Origin of the sequence: Paenibacillus sp. MY03 (assembly GCF_002165585.1) — a bacterium.
Taxonomy (GTDB): domain Bacteria; phylum Bacillota; class Bacilli; order Paenibacillales; family Paenibacillaceae; genus Pristimantibacillus; species Pristimantibacillus agaridevorans.
The window spans coordinates 45,320-65,037 of the sequence record NZ_MXQD01000045.1 but is presented as its reverse complement, the minus strand read 5'-3'; the positions used below and the strand labels follow the sequence as shown (position 1 = coordinate 65,037).

Sequence of the window (19,718 nt, the reverse complement as noted above, 5' to 3'; positions counted from 1 at the left end):
GGCAAGCCTGATCCAATAACCGTGCTTGCCCATTGATATCCGTTTTTACATATTCCGTCCTGGATATGCCGCTTTATTTGTCAATCGAGAACTGGTCGGCATAGATGCCGCCCCATTCCTTCGCTACGCGTTCCGCGATTTTGGCTACCGCTTCTTCCGGCGTTTGCTCGCCGACGAAGACAAGCTCTCCCTCTTGCTTAAAGATTCCGTTTACGATAATGTTCTTCACGCCCGGCAGCATAGGATATTCCGGAACCGCCTTGGCATCATTGAAGTAGTTGATATGCTCCGGCTTAAGCGTCCCGTCTCCGGAGTACGCCTCTCTTACCGCATCGTTCGTAAATCCCGTCAAATAACCTTGCTTGGCAAAAATTTCCGCGCCTTTGCTGCCGGTCATAAATTCGACAACCTTGAATGCCTCTTCTTTGTGTTTGGAATTTTTATTGATCATGAGCGCAACCGGGAGCTCCAGCGTCGTGTTGCTTTCCACCCCTTCCGGATGAGGCAGCGGCGCGATATCCCAATCGAAGCTGATCTTTCCTTCCGCCTCCGCTTGCCTCAATTGCGCAACATGCCAATCGCCCATCAGATTCATGGCCACATTTCCCTTCTGGAAGGCGGCGTTATAATGCGCTCCGGTCGTAATTTGCTCCGACCACTTCATGATCGACCCGTCTTTCTCCAGATCCAATCGGAACTGCAGCGCATCCCGGAACGGCTCCAAATCCTTGTCGATGATGGTTGTTCCGCCCTGGACCGCCGGCATGTACCAGGTTTGAGCCCATTGATGCAGGTAAGCGCCGTAGATCTTGTCTTGACCCGATCCGCTCGTCAATTGCTTGGCTGTGGCGCGGAATTCTTCCCAGGTCATGTCCTCGTCCGGATACGGAACATTGGCCTGATCGAACAGATCCTTGTTGTAATACAACATCCAGTTGGATTTCCGGTAAGGAAGCCCGTAAGATTTGCCGTTGATTTTCATCCCTTCGAACATCTCTCCGAATCCCGACACATCCATGTTGTTGGCCTTGATCAGATCATCAAGCGGTTCAATGATACCCGTATCGACCAGAGAGTCCAATACGCCGCCGAACAGATCGTATTCAACGCCGCCCGACAATTGAATTCTGAGCTTCTCGTAATAGAACTGTCCTGCAGGGAATGTGATGAATTCGATTTTGATGTTCGGGTATTCCTTCTCGAACTCTTTATATACGGTTTGGAATGCCTCCAGGTCATCCGGCAGGACCGGAATTGTGAAGTTTACAACCTCCGACTTCCCTTCGCCAGCCGATTGTTCCTTGCCAGTGTTCGATGGCGGCGATTGGGTGGAGCCGGCGGAAGAGCCGTTTGATCCCCCATTAGACGAACAGGCCGCCAATAATCCGGTAATTAGTGCAAGAACTAGAACATTTGACCATCTCTTTTTCATTTTACAATCCCCTCTCAAGGTGTTATACTTCCTCTCATTCACATTGTAAGCGCATACCATTGTGGAAAATAAGTTGAATCTTTTATACCCCCTTTGCAGGAGGCGACGAATCCTTTGATTTATCTATCCATCGTTTTGCTGCTTCTAACCATTGCTTTTACTTACAAAAGGCTTAACAGTTTATCGACTTATTTTTTGTACGGGATTATTATCGGCTGGTTATTATCATTTTTTTCATATATTTTCTATATTAGTAGTTTTAATGTATATTTTGAGGTCGTGAGCAAATTTTATGATTTCAGCCCGGGGTCCTGGAACAGGCTTGTGTTGGAAAACTTCAACCCCAGCGTGCAAATTCGGCTGATGAATGCGGGCGTCATTCTGTTCAGCTATTCCTTTTTGCTCTTCTCGGTCTCCTATACGATGAGCAGAAGGAAATTAAAAAATCTGGCGATTTATATCCCGATCGGCATCCTGGCGTTGCTTCAGTTGCTTTATTTTGACCCCGCCATCAACCTGTCGCTGCAAAACCGTTACTACGACGCCGGATATCCCCAGACGCTTGCTTTTAACGAGATTCGCGATGCCATTAACGCCGTCTCCTTATACCTGAAGCACGGCGTCGTTATCGTTGCGTTCCTGCTTTTATTTATCCACTTCTTTAAAAACGTGCATGTCAAATTTTTGAGAAGGTATATGCTCTACCATCTGCTTTGTCTCATTCCGGTGGCAGTTATCCATACGATCATGTTTTATTGGGCCCCGAAGGTGCTGGTGAAGGCGACATTCATTCGCGAATTTCACAACTATTTGAAGCCCCAAACCAGCAATATTATTTACGATATCAATATTTTCCCGATCGTATCTATTGTCGCTCTGGGAACGATGATCTTCACGTTTTCGCGTTACCACTCTATGGAGGTTCATTACCGGAATATCAATGCGGATATTAACAAGCGGATCAAAACCGCTTCGCTTGGCGTAAAAGCGTTTACCCATTCCATTAAAAATCATCTGCTAGCCATTAAATCCGAAGCCGAATATTTAAAGGAGAAGCTGGCCGATGACCGCGAGGCCTTGTACAGCCTGGATTTGATCATGAACTCCTGTCTCATGTCCTATGACACGCTGAGCAGCGCATCAAGCAAACTTAACAGCATCTCGTTAACTATGGAGCTTGCAAAGCTGCACGTTCCCGTAGAGAAAGCGCTGGCCACGTTAGCCAGTTCCGACAGCCGGGTTTCGATCCAGGTGATACGCGAGTCGCTGGGAAGCAAGGCTTACATGGATATTGCCCATATGAGCGAGGTGTGCTGCAATATTATTACCAATGCGCTGGAATCCTTGAAAGGCCAGTCGGACGGAGAAATCGTAATTACGATAGAGGATCGGGACCAATGGGGGGCTATCTCCATCCAGGACAACGGCCCCGGCATCCCGCCCGAGCATATCAACGACGTGTTCTCTCCCTTCTTCTCAACGAAAGCCTCCTCCAGCAACTGGGGAGTCGGCTTGTCCTATTGCCACAAGATCGTGACCGCCCATAACGGCAAGATCGAAGTGGAGAGCAATGACAAGAAGGGAACGACATTTACCTTTTTTCTCCCCTTGGTCTAGACATCATATTTATGGAGGTTTTGGACAATGGACCGTATAAAAATGTTGATCGCGGACGATATGGAGGCTCATCGCAGACGGCTGATGAGAATTCTTCAGACCCAGGATGACTTTGACATTGGAGGTTCCTTTAGCACCGGCGAAAGCACGGTTGAATTCGCACGGAGCTACAAGCCCGACATTATTCTGATGGATATCGAAATGGAGACTCCTCTGGCTGGCATCGAAGCGGCGAAAGTGATTCATGAGACGTTGCCCGATACGAAAATCATTGTGCTTACGGTGCACGAAGACGATAATATTGTATTTGCGGCGTTCCAAACAGGCATTGTAGATTATGTAATCAAGTCGGCAACGCCCGAGGAGATTATTGAGGCCATCCGTTCCGCGTACCATGACGACTCGCCGATCCGACCCATCATTGCCAAAAAATTGCGGAATGAACTGGTTCGCATTAAAAAGTCCGAGGCACGCCTAATGTCTGCGCTAAATACCATATCGACCTTGACGCCCAGCGAACTGGAAATTCTCAAGCTTCTCTGCCAATCGAACAACCGCCAACAGATTGCAGACATGAGATCCGTAGAAGTCGAAACGATAAAAAAACAAATTAATGGTATACTAAGGAAGTTTGGCGTACAAAGAACAAAAGAAGTTGTCAAACTAATGAATGAATTAAACATATTCGAAGTTATTAAAAGCTTATAGCCCCAGATTATCCCATGCATAATCGTTGCAAAAAAACTCCGCTCTCTTGAAAAAAGAGAGCGGAGTTCATGCGTCTTACCAATAAGGTTTCCAATCGCGCAGTACTCGAACCAACGCTTCCATATAAAAATAGTCGCCCCAAATATTGCACTCGTCGACGCCTAGATTTTTCGGGAGGGAGTATACGCCATGGCCCAACACGCCGTTGGATCCCGGGTCGTCCGCCGTCGTGTAATTCGCCGCAAGCGAGCCCAGAATCGCTAAAGCCGCATTCTCGTATAACGTTCGATCCTCATCCAACACAGGCAAGTGACGAGCCAATTCCAGCAATCCGCACGCGGCGATGGCTGCTGCCGACGTATCGCGCTGTCCATCCTGATCGGTAAAGACCAGATCCCAATTGCATACCAGATCCTCGGGCAAATGATTTAGAAAGTAATTGCAGGTATGTTTGGCAGCGTCGATAAACTTCTTGTCTCCCGTATAGCGGTAACTGAGCGGCAATCCGTACATGACCCAGGCTTGCCCTCTCGACCAGCAGTCCTCGTCGGCATGCCCTTGGCTCGTCCAGCCTCGCGTCGGCTCGCCGGTATCGGCATCGATATGATAAACCTGGTAAGAGGATCCGTCGTCGCGCACCATATGCTCCATGACTTGGCTCATATGACGGTATGCTTTATCGTAATAGGTGCGATCGCCCGTCATTGTGGACGCCCAATAGAGAAGAGGGACATTCATCGAACAATCGATGATAAATACGCCCCGCTCCTTGTGCCCGCGATCCTCCAGATAACCTCTTACCTGAATGATGCCCGATTTTTCCTGAAATCGCATGGAAAGCAGCTTGGCTGCATCCAGCGCAATGCGTTTGGCCTCCTCGCTTCCGGTCAACCGATAACCGGCTACGCAGGACAGGGAATACAAGAAACCGATATCATGATGATTCAGTATATCCCGCTTTTCCAGTCGAGTCTTAAAGCTGGCTACATGTCTTTCTGCGACGTCCCGGTATTTCGGTTCCTCTGTCAGCTCATAGGCGAGCCACACCATCCCCGTCCAGAACGACGAAGTCCAGTCAGAGTAATAGTCCAGGCTTGCGTTGTCGACAGGCTGGTAAACCTGATCGACGCTGTGGGCGGAAGGGAAACGATCCGTGAACGCTTCCAGATGATGGTCGATTCGGTTCATGACGAAATCCAGCGCCGCCCGAAATGTGTCTTTCGACAAACCATGGTTAAACCTGTGCGTGGCACGGACCGCTTCGCATGCAGTTGGATTGACAGCCATTGTTGCTTATCCTCCTCGCTAAAGTCACTACCTTTTCCATTAACTATAATGACTTGTCGCGCCCTTCATAAGGCCCAAATCTTATACCCCTCTGTCGTTGCCCGTTACTCCCCGTCCAACACCTGGAACTGTTCCAGCGTCTGGGTAAAGCGCGCGCCATGTCCTTCTGCCGCCTCAAGGAAGTACTTCGAGGACAGGATAAAGCTGCCTTGTTTCCCGTTGCTTACGATATAGACGTTCGTCACCATGCTGTCCCAGTCGGAACCGTCGATCGCATGAACGAGGTAACCGTCCACCGGCGCCGTCACGCGTTCGATGGCATCGACCCGATCGTATTCGCCCTGCAATTGCTCCGCAAGCTCCTTCGCCAGCTGCTCCGGCAGCACCTCAGCCTTTTGCTCGATCGTAAGCGATACCTCCGGATATTTCTCCGGCAGCGGATCGATCGTCGTAATGACATCCTTGTCCTCGCCTTCCACCAGCTTATACCGATCCTTGTCGTAGTAGATGGCGTAGTCGCTTGTCTTGTCGACGTGAACCTGGCCGTTCGTCTCTTCCTTCTGGCCTTCGACGTCGATTTCGATTTTTTTCTCCGGCTCAAACCAGTTCTTCACGCTATCCATCATAGCCGTACCCGCAGGCAGCGACAGGAACACTGTCAAGGCAACGGCCGCAGCCGCAACTCCCAATCCGATTTTCATGACTCTCATCCCCTTATGTTTGGTCTTGTTGCTTCTGTTATTCGCGCGTCCCAGGCTCGGACTCCGTCCGGTGATAGAATCATGATGCACCGTGCCGCCGCCGGCCTGTTCCCCGTTATCTCCTGCAGAAGAGCTCTTTTGCGCTCCCTCCTCGGCATCGAGGCGGGCTTCAAGCTGGCCCCAAATATCGTCCTTCCATGTGTCCGGATATTCCGACTTCTTGAGCAATTGCTCTTTATGCTTTTGATCCATGCGGCTCCCCTCCCAGTCTGTCTCTCATCTTCTCGCGGCCCTTGAGCAGGCGCGATTTTAACGTGTTGACGTTAAGCTCCAAAGTGTCGGCTATCTCTTTCTCCGAATAATCGTGCAAATATTTTAATATAAGCGGGATTCGATACATATCGGGCAGCGATTGCAAGGCATCGTACACGTCGAGGCTTGTATCCGGTAATTCCGGCTCTACTCCGACCCGCTCCAGCTCCAGCTCGCCGGCCAGCGGCACCACTTTCTTTTCCCGTTCCATCACCCGGTAACACTCTCTTAGCAGAATACAGTACAGCCACGGCTTGAACGGCTTCGAAGAATCGTATTGCCAGATGTTGCGATACACACGGAGGAACGTCTCTTGCACCGCGTCCTTGGCACGTTCGCTATGTTTCGTCACGAGCATCGCCGTCCGCATCGCATAGTCGAAGTATTCGTCGTATAACGATCGGAACGCATCCCGGTCGCCTTGGATGACCCGGCTAATGATCTCACCATCCAACTCTCATCACCTCTTTCGTGCTGTTCTTATAAGTATTACCCAGCATGTTGACGGAAAGTTTGCTGCAAGGATAAATAAGTTCAACAAAAAAACCTCATCACCATTAAAGCGGGGATGAGGTTCTTGGAACCTAGCTCAGCACGCGACGAAGCGCGTCGGCCCAGATGTTATATCCTTTCTCCGTCAGATGACAGGTATCGAACGCGATTTCTCGCGACAGAATCCCGTCCTTATCCAACATAAGCGAGCCTATATCCAGGAATACATAATTGCGTTCTTCTGCAAATTGCTTATAGAGGACATTAATATCCGAAATTAACTTTCTTGTCGGATGCTCCGGATGTTCCTCGCGCGGGAATACGCCCATCAGCACAATTCGCGCTGCAGGCGCTTCCGCCTGAACCCGATCGCAAATGGCACGTACGGCGTCGCGGATTTCCGCAGCCGTGTTTGCCCGGGCATTCGCTGTTTCGCTGGTATTATTCGTCCCGATGTTAATCACGACCCACGAAGGAGACAACCCGACCAACTGGCCATGCTCCAGCCGCCACAACACGTTCTGGGTTCGATCCCATCCGAATCCGAGATTCAGGACGCGCTTTCCAGCGAATACGGATTGCCATGCTTTCTGCTCGCCATGCACCGTCTCCGATTCCGGCTGACCACCCCAGAAATGCGTAATCGAGTCGCCGATCAGCACAATCTCTGGATCAATGGCTCCTTGCTCTGCCAGTACTTGCGAATGGCGCGCCCACCAATCGTAGCAATCATCCTCCAATTTCGAGACGGGAATTATCGCTGTATTCATATCCATATTGCTCCTCGCTCACTTTTTGAACAACCTCTTATACAATCATTAGTTCTATTTTATCATCTTCGACAATAACTTCAATGAATCACCGCATTCCAGGGAATGATGATACTCGCACTTATGAAAAAGATCGATTCTATCCTAGAAGTGGAAGCCTAACCAATCTGTCAAGTCAAGTTCACAAAAAAGTAGACGCAATGATTTTAATCTACTACTAATAGTGTTACACTAAGAGATAAGGTCATGAATGATCCGGAAAAGATGTACGACTAGCCTGCGCCCCGTCGCATCGCCCGAGGCGCCTACGAAGACAAGCCTACATCCTTTCTGCAAAAATGAAGGATTAAGGACGGTATATATGAGCAACCAACCTAAGAAAACAGACGTCATCCTGATTGGCGCCGGCATAATGAGCGCGACTCTGGGCTCGCTGCTAAAGGAACTCGCTCCGGACTGGAACATTACAGTATTCGAGCGCCGCAGCGCTGCGGGAGAGGAAAGCTCCAATGAGTGGAATAACGCGGGGACGGGTCACGCTTCCTTGTGCGAGTTGAACTACACAACCGAGAAAGCTGACGGCTCCATGGATATTAGCAAGGCTGTCAAGGTAAACGAAGAGTTTCAGGTATCCAGACAATTCTGGTCCTATCTGGTAGATCGCAAGCTCATTCGCAATCCGAAGGACTTTATCAGTCCCGTTCCCCACATGAGCTTCGTGCAAGGGGAGAAGGACGTTAACTTCCTGAAGAAGAGATTCCAGGCGATGTCCGCGAATCCGCTGTTCGAGGGAATGGAATACTCCGAAGATCCCGAACAACTGGCGAAGTGGATCCCGCTCATGATGAAATATCGGACGGAGAGCGGTCCGATTGCCGCTACGCGGATCGAATCCGGCACGGACGTCAACTTTGGCGCCCTGACCCGCATTTTGTTCAAGCAGCTGGCTACGCAGAATGTAAACATTAACTATAATCATCGAGTAGACGATATAAAACGCGCAGCCGACGGCTCCTGGCAGCTCAAGGTGCGCAACGAAGCCACCAATGCGGTGGAGCGTCATCAAGCCAAGTTCGTATTCATCGGCAGCGGCGGCGGCAGCCTGCACCTCTTGCAGAAGTCGGGCATTCCCGAAGGCAAGAGCATCGGCGGCTTCCCGGTCAGCGGTCTGTTCATGGTGTGCCGCAAGCCGGAGCTCGTGTCGCAGCACCGCGCAAAAGTATACGGCAAAGCGTCGGTCGGCGCTCCGCCAATGTCCGTGCCGCATCTGGATACGCGCGTCATCGAGGGCAAGGAGTCGCTGTTCTTCGGACCGTTTGCCGGCTTTACGCCGAAGTTCTTGAAGTACGGCTCCAACCTGGACTTGTTTACGTCCATCAAGCCGCATAATCTCGTGACGATGATGGCCGCGGGAGTAAAGAACATGCCGCTGACCAACTATCTGATCAAGCAGCTTATGTTGTCCAAGGAACAACGGATGGAAGAACTTCGTCAGTTCGTTCCTAACGCGAAGAGCGAGGACTGGGAGCTTGTCGTGGCAGGGCAACGTGTACAAATTATCAAGGACACGGCTGCCGGCAAGGGCACGCTGCAATTCGGCACGGAGGTCATCAGCGCCGCTGACGGCTCCATCGCCGCTCTGCTAGGTGCTTCGCCAGGCGCTTCGACCGCCGTATCCGTTATGCTCGAAGTGATCGCCAAGTGTTTCCCTCAGCATGTCAAGTCGTGGGAGCCGAAGCTTAAGGAAATGATTCCTTCCTATGGCAAGACGCTGCTGGATCATCCGGATCTGATCCAGGAGATACATGCAACAACTGCGCAAGCGCTGGGCTTGAACGATGCAACAGCATCCAAGACGGCTCAACGCACCGTATCCTAAAGAATCGTGAATGAACCGCCTCTTTGCGAGGCGGTTTTTTTGTTGTCTTGCATTCCTTATATTGTGCGCAATGTTAGAGAATCCAAGTCACTTGAGGATGCGACGATGGCACAAACTTTTTTAGCTCAATGCCGAACGACTGTGCCAGCTTTTGAAGAACGGTATACTCTCGCATGTCCCTTCTGAGTTTTTTAAGCCTGGCCTAGACAACGCTCAAATTTAAGGGTAAAACGTCCCTTTACTTTATTGCCAATTCCTTTTAGTGATGAAGTAGAGGGAAATGTTCCCACTAATTCAAGCGGACAGGCCTACTGTCGCGATTTCATTCGTGATTAGAGGGCAAATTTCCCATTATTGTCGCAAATTCCGGTTTAGAAGCGAATTTAGAAGGCACTTTTCCCATTAATCTCAATGTCCACGTGAATCGCATTATCACATTAACCGCCCGCAATTGCCTTACACTAGCTACATGAAGTGCAATATCACCCATTAACCGCACTATCCACATTAACCGCAATATCCCCATAAACCGCTTCATCTCACCTACTTGTCCTTCCCTAAAGTGTCAAATTGCTCTCACAGGCTGAGGACGCACTTTATTCTAGTGGAAACTTGCCCCCTTGCAGAGCAGAGTAGAGAACTGAATTTCAAAGAAGGGCGCAAGCCCCCTATTTACTTTTTCAGCTCTCCCTTTGTCATTCCTTTGTCATCCTCCCCCTTAGCTCACCGTCCTTGGCCGTTCCATGCGGCTTACGCCCGGCCAGCGGAAGGTTGCCCACTCCGGCAAATGTTTGTCGATACGCGCGACCAGTACCGTCATATCGTCCACGATGTCGCCCTCGTGATAACGAACCACCGTCTCGAGCAACGCGTCCGCCATCTCCTGCGGATTCTCCGTACTCATCTCCCCTATAATCCGTTTCATCCACATCTCCTTGTTCACCGCATATCCCGGAGCATCGTAGATGCCGTCGCTCATCATAATGAGCGTATCGCCGGGCTGAAGCTGCATCGACACAAAGTCGACGTCGATATCCTGTATGATTCCGATTGGCAGGTTGTTAGCCGTGATCGGAATAACCTCCTTCCCTCGTTTGATGAAGCTGGGCGTCGAGCCGATCTTCATAAATGTCGTGTGAGCTGTATAGAGATCGACGATAGCCAGGTCTACCGTCGCGTACATTTCTTCGGCGGAACGAAGCAGCAATACGGAGTTTACCGATTTCACCGCCAGCTTCTCGTCCATGCCCGACTGCAGCAGCTGCTGCAGGATGGATAACGCCGCGCTGCTCTCCTGGCGCGCGCGCTCCCCGTTGCCCATGCCGTCGCTGATCGCGACCGCGAACTTGCCGCCGCCAAGCTCCATCAAGGTAAAGCTGTCCCCCGACAGCAGATCTCCGCCCTTGGCGGCGCCCGCTACGCCCGTCTCCACCTCGAATTGCTTCGCCGAGGCGAATATCGCCAACGACGGCTCTCCTTGCTTCGCCGGTTCGCGCTCCGACTTGACCGCGATATGCTCCCCCAAAATATCGCTAAGCAGCGGCGCGATGATTTTTCGGCATTCGTCGAAGCCCCTCTCGAATGAGTGGTACACTTCGATCTCTACATTTCCCTCCTCCAGATTGACGATATCTACGCCTTGTATCGATAAACCGAGTCCCTCCACTGCTTCCCGGATCTGCTCCTCCTGCAGATGAAGCGTCTGACCTTCGCGTCGAATTTCCTTGGACAGGTCCTCCATAACCTGGGATACGCCGTACAACTGGTCCGCTACTAGCTGACGGGACTCGAGAATTTGTTTTTTCCAATGCATGTTGTTCTGATACAGCTCATATTGATGTTGCATTACGCCGAGCACCTGGGACGTCTTCCCGCAATGGGATGTCCATGAACGAGGATGATCCTTGGCCGCGGGCACGCGCTTCTCCTCTACGGCGGCCATCATATCCGTCATCATATTGTACGTGTGGAAGTACTTGTCCTCCCAGCAAGCATTGCGCCGATGACAGGAGAAGCAGCTTCGTTCCGCGACGGCGTTCATAAAGCTGGCGATCTCATCGTCGCGCTTAACCTCGGTCGCCTTCTGATTCAGTTGCCCGAAGGTACGCGACAGCTGGCGGAATACATCGGAAAACTTTATGACGCGCTCAGCCGTCACCTCCCGTACGCGTTTTGCATATTCATGCTGCGACTTCGCATGTTCATTGGTGCCCGGCACATAACGGGCAATGGTTCGAATGACGCCGCGCGGGGTAAGAAGCAATAAGGTGGCTGCGGCGACCGACTCCCATGTGGAGTTCATGACATCGGACTGGGTGCCAATGTAGATCGTCAAGATCGACGTGCCGAGCAGCAGGCCGAACGCGGCAGCCATCTTCCCGCCATCCCGCAGCAGACCGGCGAGCAGACCGGCAAATGCGAGCATGCTCATCTGCACAATGGCGCTGAAATCCGCCAGACTCAGGATGAGGCCAGCCACGACGCCAACGGATGCGCCAAGCGGCGCGCCGCCTGCCATCGCGAACAGAAGCAGCAGGTAACGGGACATGACATGCTCTGCCGACATGCCATAGAGGATCCAGCCGACGGCCCCCGTCATGACAGAGGCTAACAGAATCATGACGCAGATGATCTCCTCATGCTTGAGCGTTGCCGACTTCTTCGTCATCGTCAATACGGGGATCGCATGGATAAAGACTAACGTCAGCACGAAGGCCAGCGAAGCCTCGACAACGACGAGCATAAAGCTGTACCAGCTTAAGCTGTCGCCGATAAACACGCTAAACAGCTGGACAAGCAGCGTTGATATAAAGACCAGAATCGGAGCGGTTGATAGTTCCGCTTTTTCGTATGTCTCGAGCGCCTTTAACAATAAGAACATGACGGCGATCTCCATCGCGATCCATAACGGCGCAGGTTCGGCTGCCAGCCAGCTGCCGGCTACGAGCGACGCCGCAATCCACGGGTAGATGTCCCTTCGCATAAAGTAGATGACTGCGAAATAAGCGACGGCAAACGGCATCAGCGACTCCAGAATGACGGCTCGTCCCAGCAAAAAAGCAACGGCAACAAGCAGGAACGTCCATTTTTTTGCCATCAGCATATTCATAAATCCTTTTGCAGCCTTCCACTCCGCAGCCTTTTCCTTCAGGTTGTGGACGAAGCTCCCCTGCCTCATCCCGGATCTGCCAAGCGCATTCTCCTTCTTCATGAAAGACACCACCTTATCCGAATGTAATGTGTTCCCCATTATAGGGGCTCATCCTTATAAAGTTTGTCAGTTATCGTAAGTCGCACCAAAGTTTTTTCCGACAAAGCGGCAGAGCGCCGCGCGCCTTGTCATGTGGCATACAAATGCAGGCCCAGCGCGGCTTTGCGCTGATGGCCGACTCGTCATCCGACAAATCTCCCTCAACAAATTTTATAGAGAACGCTTTCAATTCAATGGCGACGATGGCAGGAACCTGTCGGTATTGGAAGAGTATGGGGGAAAACTATTGAGCTCGGCGAGGAATATTTCAGAAATGCCGGTCAACAGGCGCCGGCTTCGACATACGAAGACCCTATAATGGCAAATTATCGGTGTTAGCCACCCGGAACGAAAGCATTCGACGGTAGTCAGGGCAGGCAATTCGATTATCAAGTCGGAAAAGGGAAACGACCGGCGCTTCCTGGGACAGGGATAGGCTGCGGGAATCAATCACCCTTTGTCGAGTACAATCGTTCACTTCAAGGATGCTTGAGCAGAAATAAACGATATTGCAGCGGCGTCATCCCTACTTCCCTTTTGAATATTTCACAAAAGTAGGATACGTTGCCGAGACCGATGTCCTGTGAAATCTGTTCTACAGACTGTCCGGTCGTCTCTAGCAGTATTCGAGCCCGTTGAATTCGGAGAACAGTCATATATTCGCTGATGGTGCTGCCGGTTGCTTTTTTGAACAGGCGCGAAAGGTGATGTTTGGTGACATGAATCTCAGCCGCAATGCGATCAAGCTCCAAAGGTTCATGTATATACTTCTCCAGCAACTGAATAACCTGTTCGGCCATATGGTGTGACCTCTTCTGTACAAGAACAGGCGCTTCCCCGAACAGATGGGTATGCCAGTTGTTTTTCAACAGCTGGAATAGCTGTGTCAGAAACAGAAAACTCTCCTCTTGGGCTTCCGGATCGAGTGACGGTTTCTTGATTCGGGACTGATATTCTCTCATGAGCTCGAGTACATAGGGGTTATTGTCCATATCGAATATAACGGGCTGAACAATTTCATGCTTCCATATTTGCAAGAAAAAGAACTGCAGCAACGGCAGATGCTGAAGGCGGTCGTATAAGATAGCGGGTTCCATTAAAAACTTCGAGCGGATATACGGCGTTTCCGGAGTGACGTGAAGACGAATCCGATGCAATTGATAGGGTTGAAAAATATACAGACTGTTCGGCCGGATTTCATATACGTTACGATTGATGAGAATATCACCTTGTCCTGCATGGACATAGATCAATTCCAGACCCTGATGGGAGTGATAGAAATTCGGGGAATCGGAGTAGGATGCATAATGAAACTTAAGATGAAAAGGTATTTTCGTTAAATCCATTTCATGAATGAGTTTCATAGGGCATCCCAACCTTAGATCAATATAACCGCATTTTAGCACATCTCAGATATACACGGATACGGAGACTTTTATTATCCTGATAGTGATTCCGTTTAGTAGACCATAAGTTAAAAGGAAGTGATAAAGCTGCAAGGAGATCGAACGAATCGATGGGCGGACGAGATTTGGGACAAAATTGTCCATAAGATCAGCGGGACGAGTCGGAGAATAGGCGCCGGTTTTCCGTATGTTTCTATTAATGGCATTTATACCGATGAGGCTGCGGATTGGTGGACAAATGGTTTTTGGCCGGGATTGTTATGGCTGATTTATCAACATAATGGCGATGAGCGGCTCAGATCTATCGCCGCAGCCTGCGAGGAGAAACTGGACGAGCCATTGCACACTTTTACCGGGCTGCATCATGATGTGGGCTTCATGTGGACGCCGACTGCCATTGCCCAGTATAAATTATTGGGACATGAAGCTTCCAGGCGAAGAGCGTTAACCGCAGCCAGTCATTTGGCAGGAAGATACAATGCAAAGGGAGGATTTATCCGCGCCTGGAATCAGGAGGATCGCGTCGGCTGGGCGATTATCGATTGTATGATGAATCTGCCTCTTCTCTACTGGGCTACCGAGACGACGGGAGATCCAAGATTCCGCCATATTGCGGTCGCACATGCAAATACGACCTTGCGCGAGTTTATACGCCTGGATGGATCGGCACGCCATATCGTGCAATTCGATCCGGAGACAGGAGAGCGTGCCGGCGCGATTGGCGGGCAAGGCTATTCGGAGGATTCCGCCTGGGCAAGAGGCACGAGCTGGGCAATTTACGGGTTTGCGCTTAGTTATCGATATACAAGAGATGTTCGTTATTTAACGGCAGCCAAACGGACTGCTGCATTCTTCCTGTCGCAGTTGCGGCCCGATCAAGCGCCGTCCTGGGATTTCAGAGCACCGACAGAATCGCGATCCATTCAGGATTCCAGCGCTGCGGCCTGTACAGCGAGCGGTTTGTTGGAGCTTGCGAGGCATGTGCCGGAGAAGGAATCCTTATTCTATACGCAGAAGGCAGCGGAAATCGTACAAATGCTGGATCAGCATTACGCGACATGGGAGGACTCCGACGAGGAAGGCTTGATCAGAAGGGCGACGGCGAATTATCCCAAAAAACATTTTATTGAGGTTCCAATTATTTATGGCGATTACTACTTCGCAGAAGCGATTAGCAAGTTGCGCGGCAACGAATTGAGTTTTTGGTGAAGAAGGGAGCGAGAGAGCAGTCTGTGTACCTGGATAGCCATGTCCATTTTTGGAAGCTGCAGCGAGGGGAGTATTCCTGGATTGCTCCCCATAACCACATTTTATTCCAGGATCGTCTCCCTTCTCAATTGGAGCCTGTTCTGGAAGCGCAAGGTGTGGGAGGCGTCATACTTGTAGAAGCGGCCTCAACGGTTGAGGAGATCGAGTATATGCTGGATCTGGCTGAACAGTATCGCTGGATCAAAGGGGTCGTGGGCGGGCTTGATTTGACGCAGGAGTCCTTCGAGGAGCATTACAGCAGGTTCCGTACGAAGAGAAAATTTGTCGGCATACGCGTAAACGGCGTCAAATTCGAGCAAAAAAGCGAGCAGGCCCGCAGGCTGCTGCTTGATCGGCTTGCACTGCTTCAAAGGGATCAGTTCCCCATCGATCTGTTGGCTAGAGCCCACCAGTTGCCTGCCGTGTTATCCTGCCTTAACGCTGTACCTCGGTTAAAGGCGGTGATTAATCATCTTGGCGTCCCCCTTGTGAAGGAACTGGCAATGACAGCATGGATGAACGATATGCGCTCCATAGAAGCTCTTCCGCACACGATGGTCAAGCTGTCGGGCATGCTGACGCAATCAGGAGGGTATCGGCCCACGATGTTGCGACCGTATGTGCAGTATTTAGCGCGGACATTCCGATCCTCCAGATTGCTGTTCGGAAGCGATTGGCCTGTTGCGCTGCAAGGCGGGACATACGACGAAGCGATTCGTCTGTTCGAAGCGTTGTTGCCGGCAGAATGGGATGAGACCGAGCGTCAAGCAGTACGCTGCAGGAATGGTTACCGGTTTTATGGCATCGAATCGGAGGAGGCTGCAGCGAGTGAATAGGTGGATGTACCGGGCACAAGTGAAACCGGGGAAACTGCAGCAGCTGCAGGAAGCCTTACGAAGCGAAGGTGAAGGCTGGAAGGAAGCTCTCTTGAGGCAAGGTGCGGGAACCTGCAGTATTTTTGCATACGAACATGCGATATTTATATATGTAGAAGCTTCTTTTGATAGCAAGGATTGGAGTTGGCCCGCGGAAATTCTCCAGTGGCTGGTGCCATGGCCGTGCGGGGGCGAGAAGGACGCCTATCAAGCGCTAATGCCAAATGTATTTTACGACGGGACGTTAGAAGAGGTTCAAAGCTGCCGGCAGCAGCGGGACAAGAAGGAGCGCAAAGGCGCGTTTGCCGTACTGAAGCCGGAAATGGTGAGCAGCTACGTATTTTACCATTATCAGAAGCAGGAAGAACATCCGGGGAGCTTTAATTTATCCTACTCTATCGGTCTTCTCGGGGAGCTTTTGTTTTCATATTGCGAGCTTCCCGCCTTGAAGGAGTCAAGCCGTATCGGCAAGTTGGCGACCGATCATACGCCTTTGAATTGGCATGAGGTAATGGCGGAACATTTCGCGGCTGGAGCGGTTGCGGGACAATCTGTATGGACCGAAATGGAGTTATACTTTGCGTTATGACAGAGGAACATTGGTTAGCCGGGCTGAACCAAGCGATTTGTAGCATCGGCGATGAGTTTATTTAAGAACAGAAAGGGTGGAACTAGCGATGAAACTTGCCGCATTCGGAGACAGCATTACCGCAGGACAATATATAGCTGAGAGCGATACGTATATATATAAGCTTGCCAAGCGGTTTCAATGCGAGGCGATCAACGCGGGTGTCCCAGGCAACACGACCGGTCAAGGTTTGGCCCGATTCGATAACGATGTGCTGGCCAAACGTCCGGACATATGTATCGTAGCCTTCGGCATGAACGACCATGTGATGGAGGAGGATGGCGTTGCCAAGACGCCGTTGGCCGAATTCCGCAGCAACTTGGCGACGATCATCGACAAGCTGCGTGCCGCCGAAGCTGTACCGGTGCTGTGCACGATCAACCCAATCATCGAAGGCGATGCGGACAGCTACTATTACCGTCGGCATCCGATGGGATGGTATCGCAACCCTGACAGCGCGCAAGGGTGGATAGATGTGTACAACGAAGCGATTATCGAGCAAGCGGCATCTCTAGGTGTCGCTTTGGCCGATGTTGCAAGGTGTTGGCAAACCTATATTCAGCAAGGCGGGGCGCTAGGCGACCTGCTTCGCACGGTGGAGAACAGCGGCACAGATGACGGCGTCCATCCGACGGCTGCAGGCCAAGCTTTATTGGCGGCGTGTATCGGCGACGTTATGCAGACGATTGTACCGAACCAATAAGCGGGAATCTAGATCGGAACCGGTTAGTACCTGTTTAACGTTGTTTATTCAGTTAACCATTAACAGAAAGCTGTAAGAACAGCTATATAAATCTTGACTCAAAGAATTGATCAGGATATAATCGCGTTAACTTAAATTAAACATTTTAACTTTTATGTTTGATTTAGGTTAAAATTGTTTAACGTAAGGGGGATGCAACAAAAGAGGCTGTTCTGATTGCGTTATTATGATGAGGCTTTCAAAATGTCAATACGGCATTGCGCGTTGCGTAAGAAATCATGAATACCGATATAACCAAGCCGGTTAAGCAACTGGTGTACGAGGAGTGGAAAAAATGGGCGAGACCCATACAGTGAGAATGGCTGTTGTCGGATGCGGGGGAATGGGGAGACTCTATGTTCGCAACTATACCCAAATGCCCCACGTGAAATTGGTTGGCGTGTGCGATGTTCAGCCCGAGCTGGCGAATCCGGTTGCGGATATTGGAAAAACAACAGCTTTTACCTCGTTTGAAGAGATGGTTGCAGAAGTAATGCCGGATGTGGTCAGTCTGTGCCTACCGACACACTTGCATAAAACCTTTGTTGTAAAGGCAGCCAGCCTGGGCATCCATGTTATATGCGAGAAGCCGGCCGCTTCAAGCCTGGCGGAGGCGCAGGAGATGATCGAGACGTGTCGAGCGCATGGTGTCCGGCTCTTCATTGCCCATGTCGTACGTTTCTTTCCCAGCTATCGGGATATCAAAAGGAATGTAGATGCCGGCGTTATCGGAAGTCTAGGCTTGATCCACACCAAACGTTTCGGCGTATATCCCGGCGGTTGGTATGTGGACCCGGCCAAGAGCGGCGGGGTTATCATGGATCTGATGATCCATGATATCGATTATGTTCGCAGTCTGGCTGGCGATGTCTCCACCGTATTCGCCATGAGCCGGAGGACGGAGAACAAAGAATATGCGCTGGTAACCTTGCGGTTCAACAATGGGGTAATCGCTAACCTTGAGGCCCATTGGGGATATCCGGGCCCCTTCACGACGGCGATCGAAGTAACCGGAAGGAAAGGGATGGTTCGTTATCATACGGGAGAGGTAACCCCTCTTAAGATCTGGAAAAATACGAATCCGCCCACCGCGGGTTACCAAAATGTTTCCGTCCACGAGAGTCCGGCCGTACATGATCCTTATTATGACGAACTGCTGCATTTTATCGAGTGCATCCAGCAGGGCAAGGAAGCGATCGTTACTGCCGAGGATGGCTTGAAAGCGATGGAGATCGCTATGGCCGCTATGGAATCGATTCGCTCCGGAATGCCTGTACAACTGGAAGAGAGGGGGAGCGGAACTTGAGTAAACTTCGGGTCGGGATGGTTGGATTTGCCCATGGCCATGCCTATAGTTATTTGAACGCTCTGCAGACGATCCCGCAGGTTGCAGTTACCGGTCTGTATGATGAGGAGAGAAGTCGAATCGATCGGATCGTGCAGCAAGATGGCATTACGTATTACGACGATTACCGCGAGTTGCTCGGGACGGACATCGACGCCGTTGTTATCTGTGCGGAAAATTCCCGCCACGCCGCGCTCACGATCGAAGCAGCCCGTTCCGGCAAGCATGTTCTGTGCGAAAAGCCGCTCGGGGTGAACAAAGCGGAAATGGAGCAGATGATTCAGGTTTGTCGAGAGCAGGGAGTACAACTGATGACGGCATTTCCTTGCCGGTACTTGCCCCCTATCGTCGAAGCCAAGAAGGCAATTGAATCAGGAGCCATCGGGGAGATCCTTGCCATTAAGGGCATGAACCGGGGCACAATGCCGGGAGGCTGGTTTATCGATCCGGCCCTGTCCGGAGGCGGAGCTATTATGGACCACACCGTTCATGTTATGGACTTGATGAACTGGTTCGTAAACAGTGATGTGACAGAAGTGTACGGCGAGGCTGGAACGCTGTTCCACGACATTCAGGTAGAAGATGCCGGACTTGTTCATGTCAAGTTTGCAAATGGCGTTATTGGCGTTATTGATACGAGTTGGTCACGGACGAAATCTGCTCCCGTAGGTTGGGATGTCGTTATGGAAATTACAGGTTCGTCGGGTGTTCTCACGGTTGACGGTTTTGGCCAGATCAATCATGTCTACGGCGATGACAAAATGAAGGCGCAGTGGAGCTATTGGGGAGATTCCTCGGATGATCTGATGATTCAAGACTTTGTTCGAGCCTTGGCGGCACACGAGGATGTGCCGATTAACGGTGAGGACGGCCTCAAAGCAACCGTTGTGGCACTTGCCGCGTATGAGGCGGCGAAACAGAAAAAGCCGGTCGTTATAACCGGTTAAAGAATTGAACACTGTACAGGTCCATTAAGCCGCTGCTGCTTTAACGGAAATGCAACACCAATGTTTGAATGTTAACCTG

The 19,718-nt window shown here is 51.0% G+C and carries 16 protein-coding genes; 9 read left to right on the top strand and 7 right to left on the bottom strand.

Annotated elements, in window-relative coordinates:
• Positions 1-73: 73 nt before the first annotated feature.
• Positions 74-1,432, bottom strand: a complete 1,359-nt coding sequence (locus B1748_RS27920) for an ABC transporter substrate-binding protein (RefSeq protein ID WP_087571238.1) — start codon at positions 1,430-1,432, stop codon at positions 74-76.
• A gap of 114 nt (positions 1,433-1,546) precedes the next feature.
• On the opposite strand from B1748_RS27920, the gene B1748_RS27915 reads away from it, so the two are divergent.
• Positions 1,547-3,049 (top strand): sensor histidine kinase, encoded by a 1,503-nt coding sequence (locus B1748_RS27915; RefSeq protein WP_087571237.1) that lies wholly within the window; start codon positions 1,547-1,549, stop codon positions 3,047-3,049.
• 27 nt (positions 3,050-3,076) lie between these two features.
• Positions 3,077-3,757 carry a response regulator transcription factor gene (locus B1748_RS27910; protein ID WP_087571236.1) on the top strand — a complete coding sequence of 227 codons (681 nt, stop codon included), beginning with the start codon at positions 3,077-3,079 and terminating at the stop codon, positions 3,755-3,757.
• 75 nt (positions 3,758-3,832) lie between these two features.
• On the opposite strand, the gene B1748_RS27905 is transcribed toward B1748_RS27910, so the two are convergent.
• The 4 genes from B1748_RS27905 to B1748_RS27890 all read right to left on the bottom strand — a co-directional run bounded on the left by B1748_RS27905 (position 3,833) and on the right by B1748_RS27890 (position 7,319).
• Positions 3,833-5,044 (bottom strand): glycoside hydrolase family 88 protein, encoded by a 1,212-nt coding sequence (locus B1748_RS27905; RefSeq protein ID WP_087571235.1) that lies wholly within the window; start codon positions 5,042-5,044, stop codon positions 3,833-3,835.
• A 104-nt stretch (positions 5,045-5,148) separates the two neighbouring features.
• Positions 5,149-5,997 carry a hypothetical protein gene (locus B1748_RS27900; protein ID WP_087571234.1) on the bottom strand — a complete coding sequence of 283 codons (849 nt, stop codon included), beginning with the start codon at positions 5,995-5,997 and terminating at the stop codon, positions 5,149-5,151.
• Positions 5,981-6,511 carry an RNA polymerase sigma factor gene (locus B1748_RS27895; RefSeq protein WP_256975970.1) on the bottom strand — a complete coding sequence of 177 codons (531 nt, stop codon included), beginning with the start codon at positions 6,509-6,511 and terminating at the stop codon, positions 5,981-5,983. The genes B1748_RS27900 and B1748_RS27895 overlap by 17 nt, the downstream gene beginning before the upstream one ends.
• A 130-nt stretch (positions 6,512-6,641) precedes the next feature.
• A complete protein-coding gene (locus B1748_RS27890; protein WP_256975969.1) occupies positions 6,642-7,319 on the bottom strand; it encodes a GDSL-type esterase/lipase family protein in 678 nt (225 codons plus the stop codon).
• A gap of 361 nt (positions 7,320-7,680) precedes the next feature.
• Here B1748_RS27890 and B1748_RS27885 point away from each other — a divergent pair, with 361 nt between their 5' ends.
• Positions 7,681-9,198, top strand: coding sequence for a malate:quinone oxidoreductase (locus tag B1748_RS27885; RefSeq protein ID WP_087571232.1), 1,518 nt, complete (start codon positions 7,681-7,683; stop codon positions 9,196-9,198).
• 718 nt (positions 9,199-9,916) lie between these two features.
• Here the strand turns inward: B1748_RS27885 and spoIIE are convergent.
• The gene (gene spoIIE / locus B1748_RS27880) at positions 9,917-12,409 is read right to left on the bottom strand and encodes a stage II sporulation protein E (RefSeq protein WP_087571231.1); all 2,493 of its coding nucleotides are present in this window, start codon (positions 12,407-12,409) and stop codon (positions 9,917-9,919) included.
• A 518-nt stretch (positions 12,410-12,927) separates the two neighbouring features.
• Positions 12,928-13,812 carry an AraC family transcriptional regulator gene (locus B1748_RS27875; RefSeq protein WP_087571230.1) on the bottom strand — a complete coding sequence of 295 codons (885 nt, stop codon included), beginning with the start codon at positions 13,810-13,812 and terminating at the stop codon, positions 12,928-12,930.
• 120 nt (positions 13,813-13,932) lie between these two features.
• Between B1748_RS27875 and B1748_RS27870 the strand changes: the two genes are divergently transcribed.
• The 6 genes from B1748_RS27870 (at position 13,933) to B1748_RS27845 (ending at position 19,639) form a co-directional block, all read left to right on the top strand.
• Positions 13,933-15,063: a glycoside hydrolase family 88 protein gene (locus B1748_RS27870; protein WP_256975968.1), complete on the top strand. Its 1,131-nt coding sequence runs from the start codon at positions 13,933-13,935 to the stop codon at positions 15,061-15,063.
• A 23-nt stretch (positions 15,064-15,086) separates the two neighbouring features.
• A complete protein-coding gene (locus tag B1748_RS27865) occupies positions 15,087-15,938 on the top strand; it encodes an amidohydrolase family protein (protein WP_179215868.1) in 852 nt (283 codons plus the stop codon).
• Entirely contained in the window at positions 15,931-16,566 is a 636-nt protein-coding gene (locus B1748_RS27860; protein ID WP_143810394.1) for a hypothetical protein, read from the top strand. Before B1748_RS27865 ends, B1748_RS27860 begins: the two co-directional genes overlap by 8 nt.
• Positions 16,567-16,654: 88 nt before the next feature.
• The gene (locus B1748_RS27855; RefSeq protein ID WP_087571227.1) at positions 16,655-17,308 is read left to right on the top strand and encodes an SGNH/GDSL hydrolase family protein; all 654 of its coding nucleotides are present in this window, start codon (positions 16,655-16,657) and stop codon (positions 17,306-17,308) included.
• Between the two features lie 334 nt (positions 17,309-17,642).
• Positions 17,643-18,653, top strand: coding sequence for a Gfo/Idh/MocA family protein (locus B1748_RS27850; protein WP_256975967.1), 1,011 nt, complete (start codon positions 17,643-17,645; stop codon positions 18,651-18,653).
• A complete protein-coding gene (locus B1748_RS27845) occupies positions 18,650-19,639 on the top strand; it encodes a Gfo/Idh/MocA family protein (protein ID WP_087571226.1) in 990 nt (329 codons plus the stop codon). The genes B1748_RS27850 and B1748_RS27845 overlap by 4 nt, the downstream gene beginning before the upstream one ends.
• Positions 19,640-19,718: the final 79 nt, after the last annotated feature.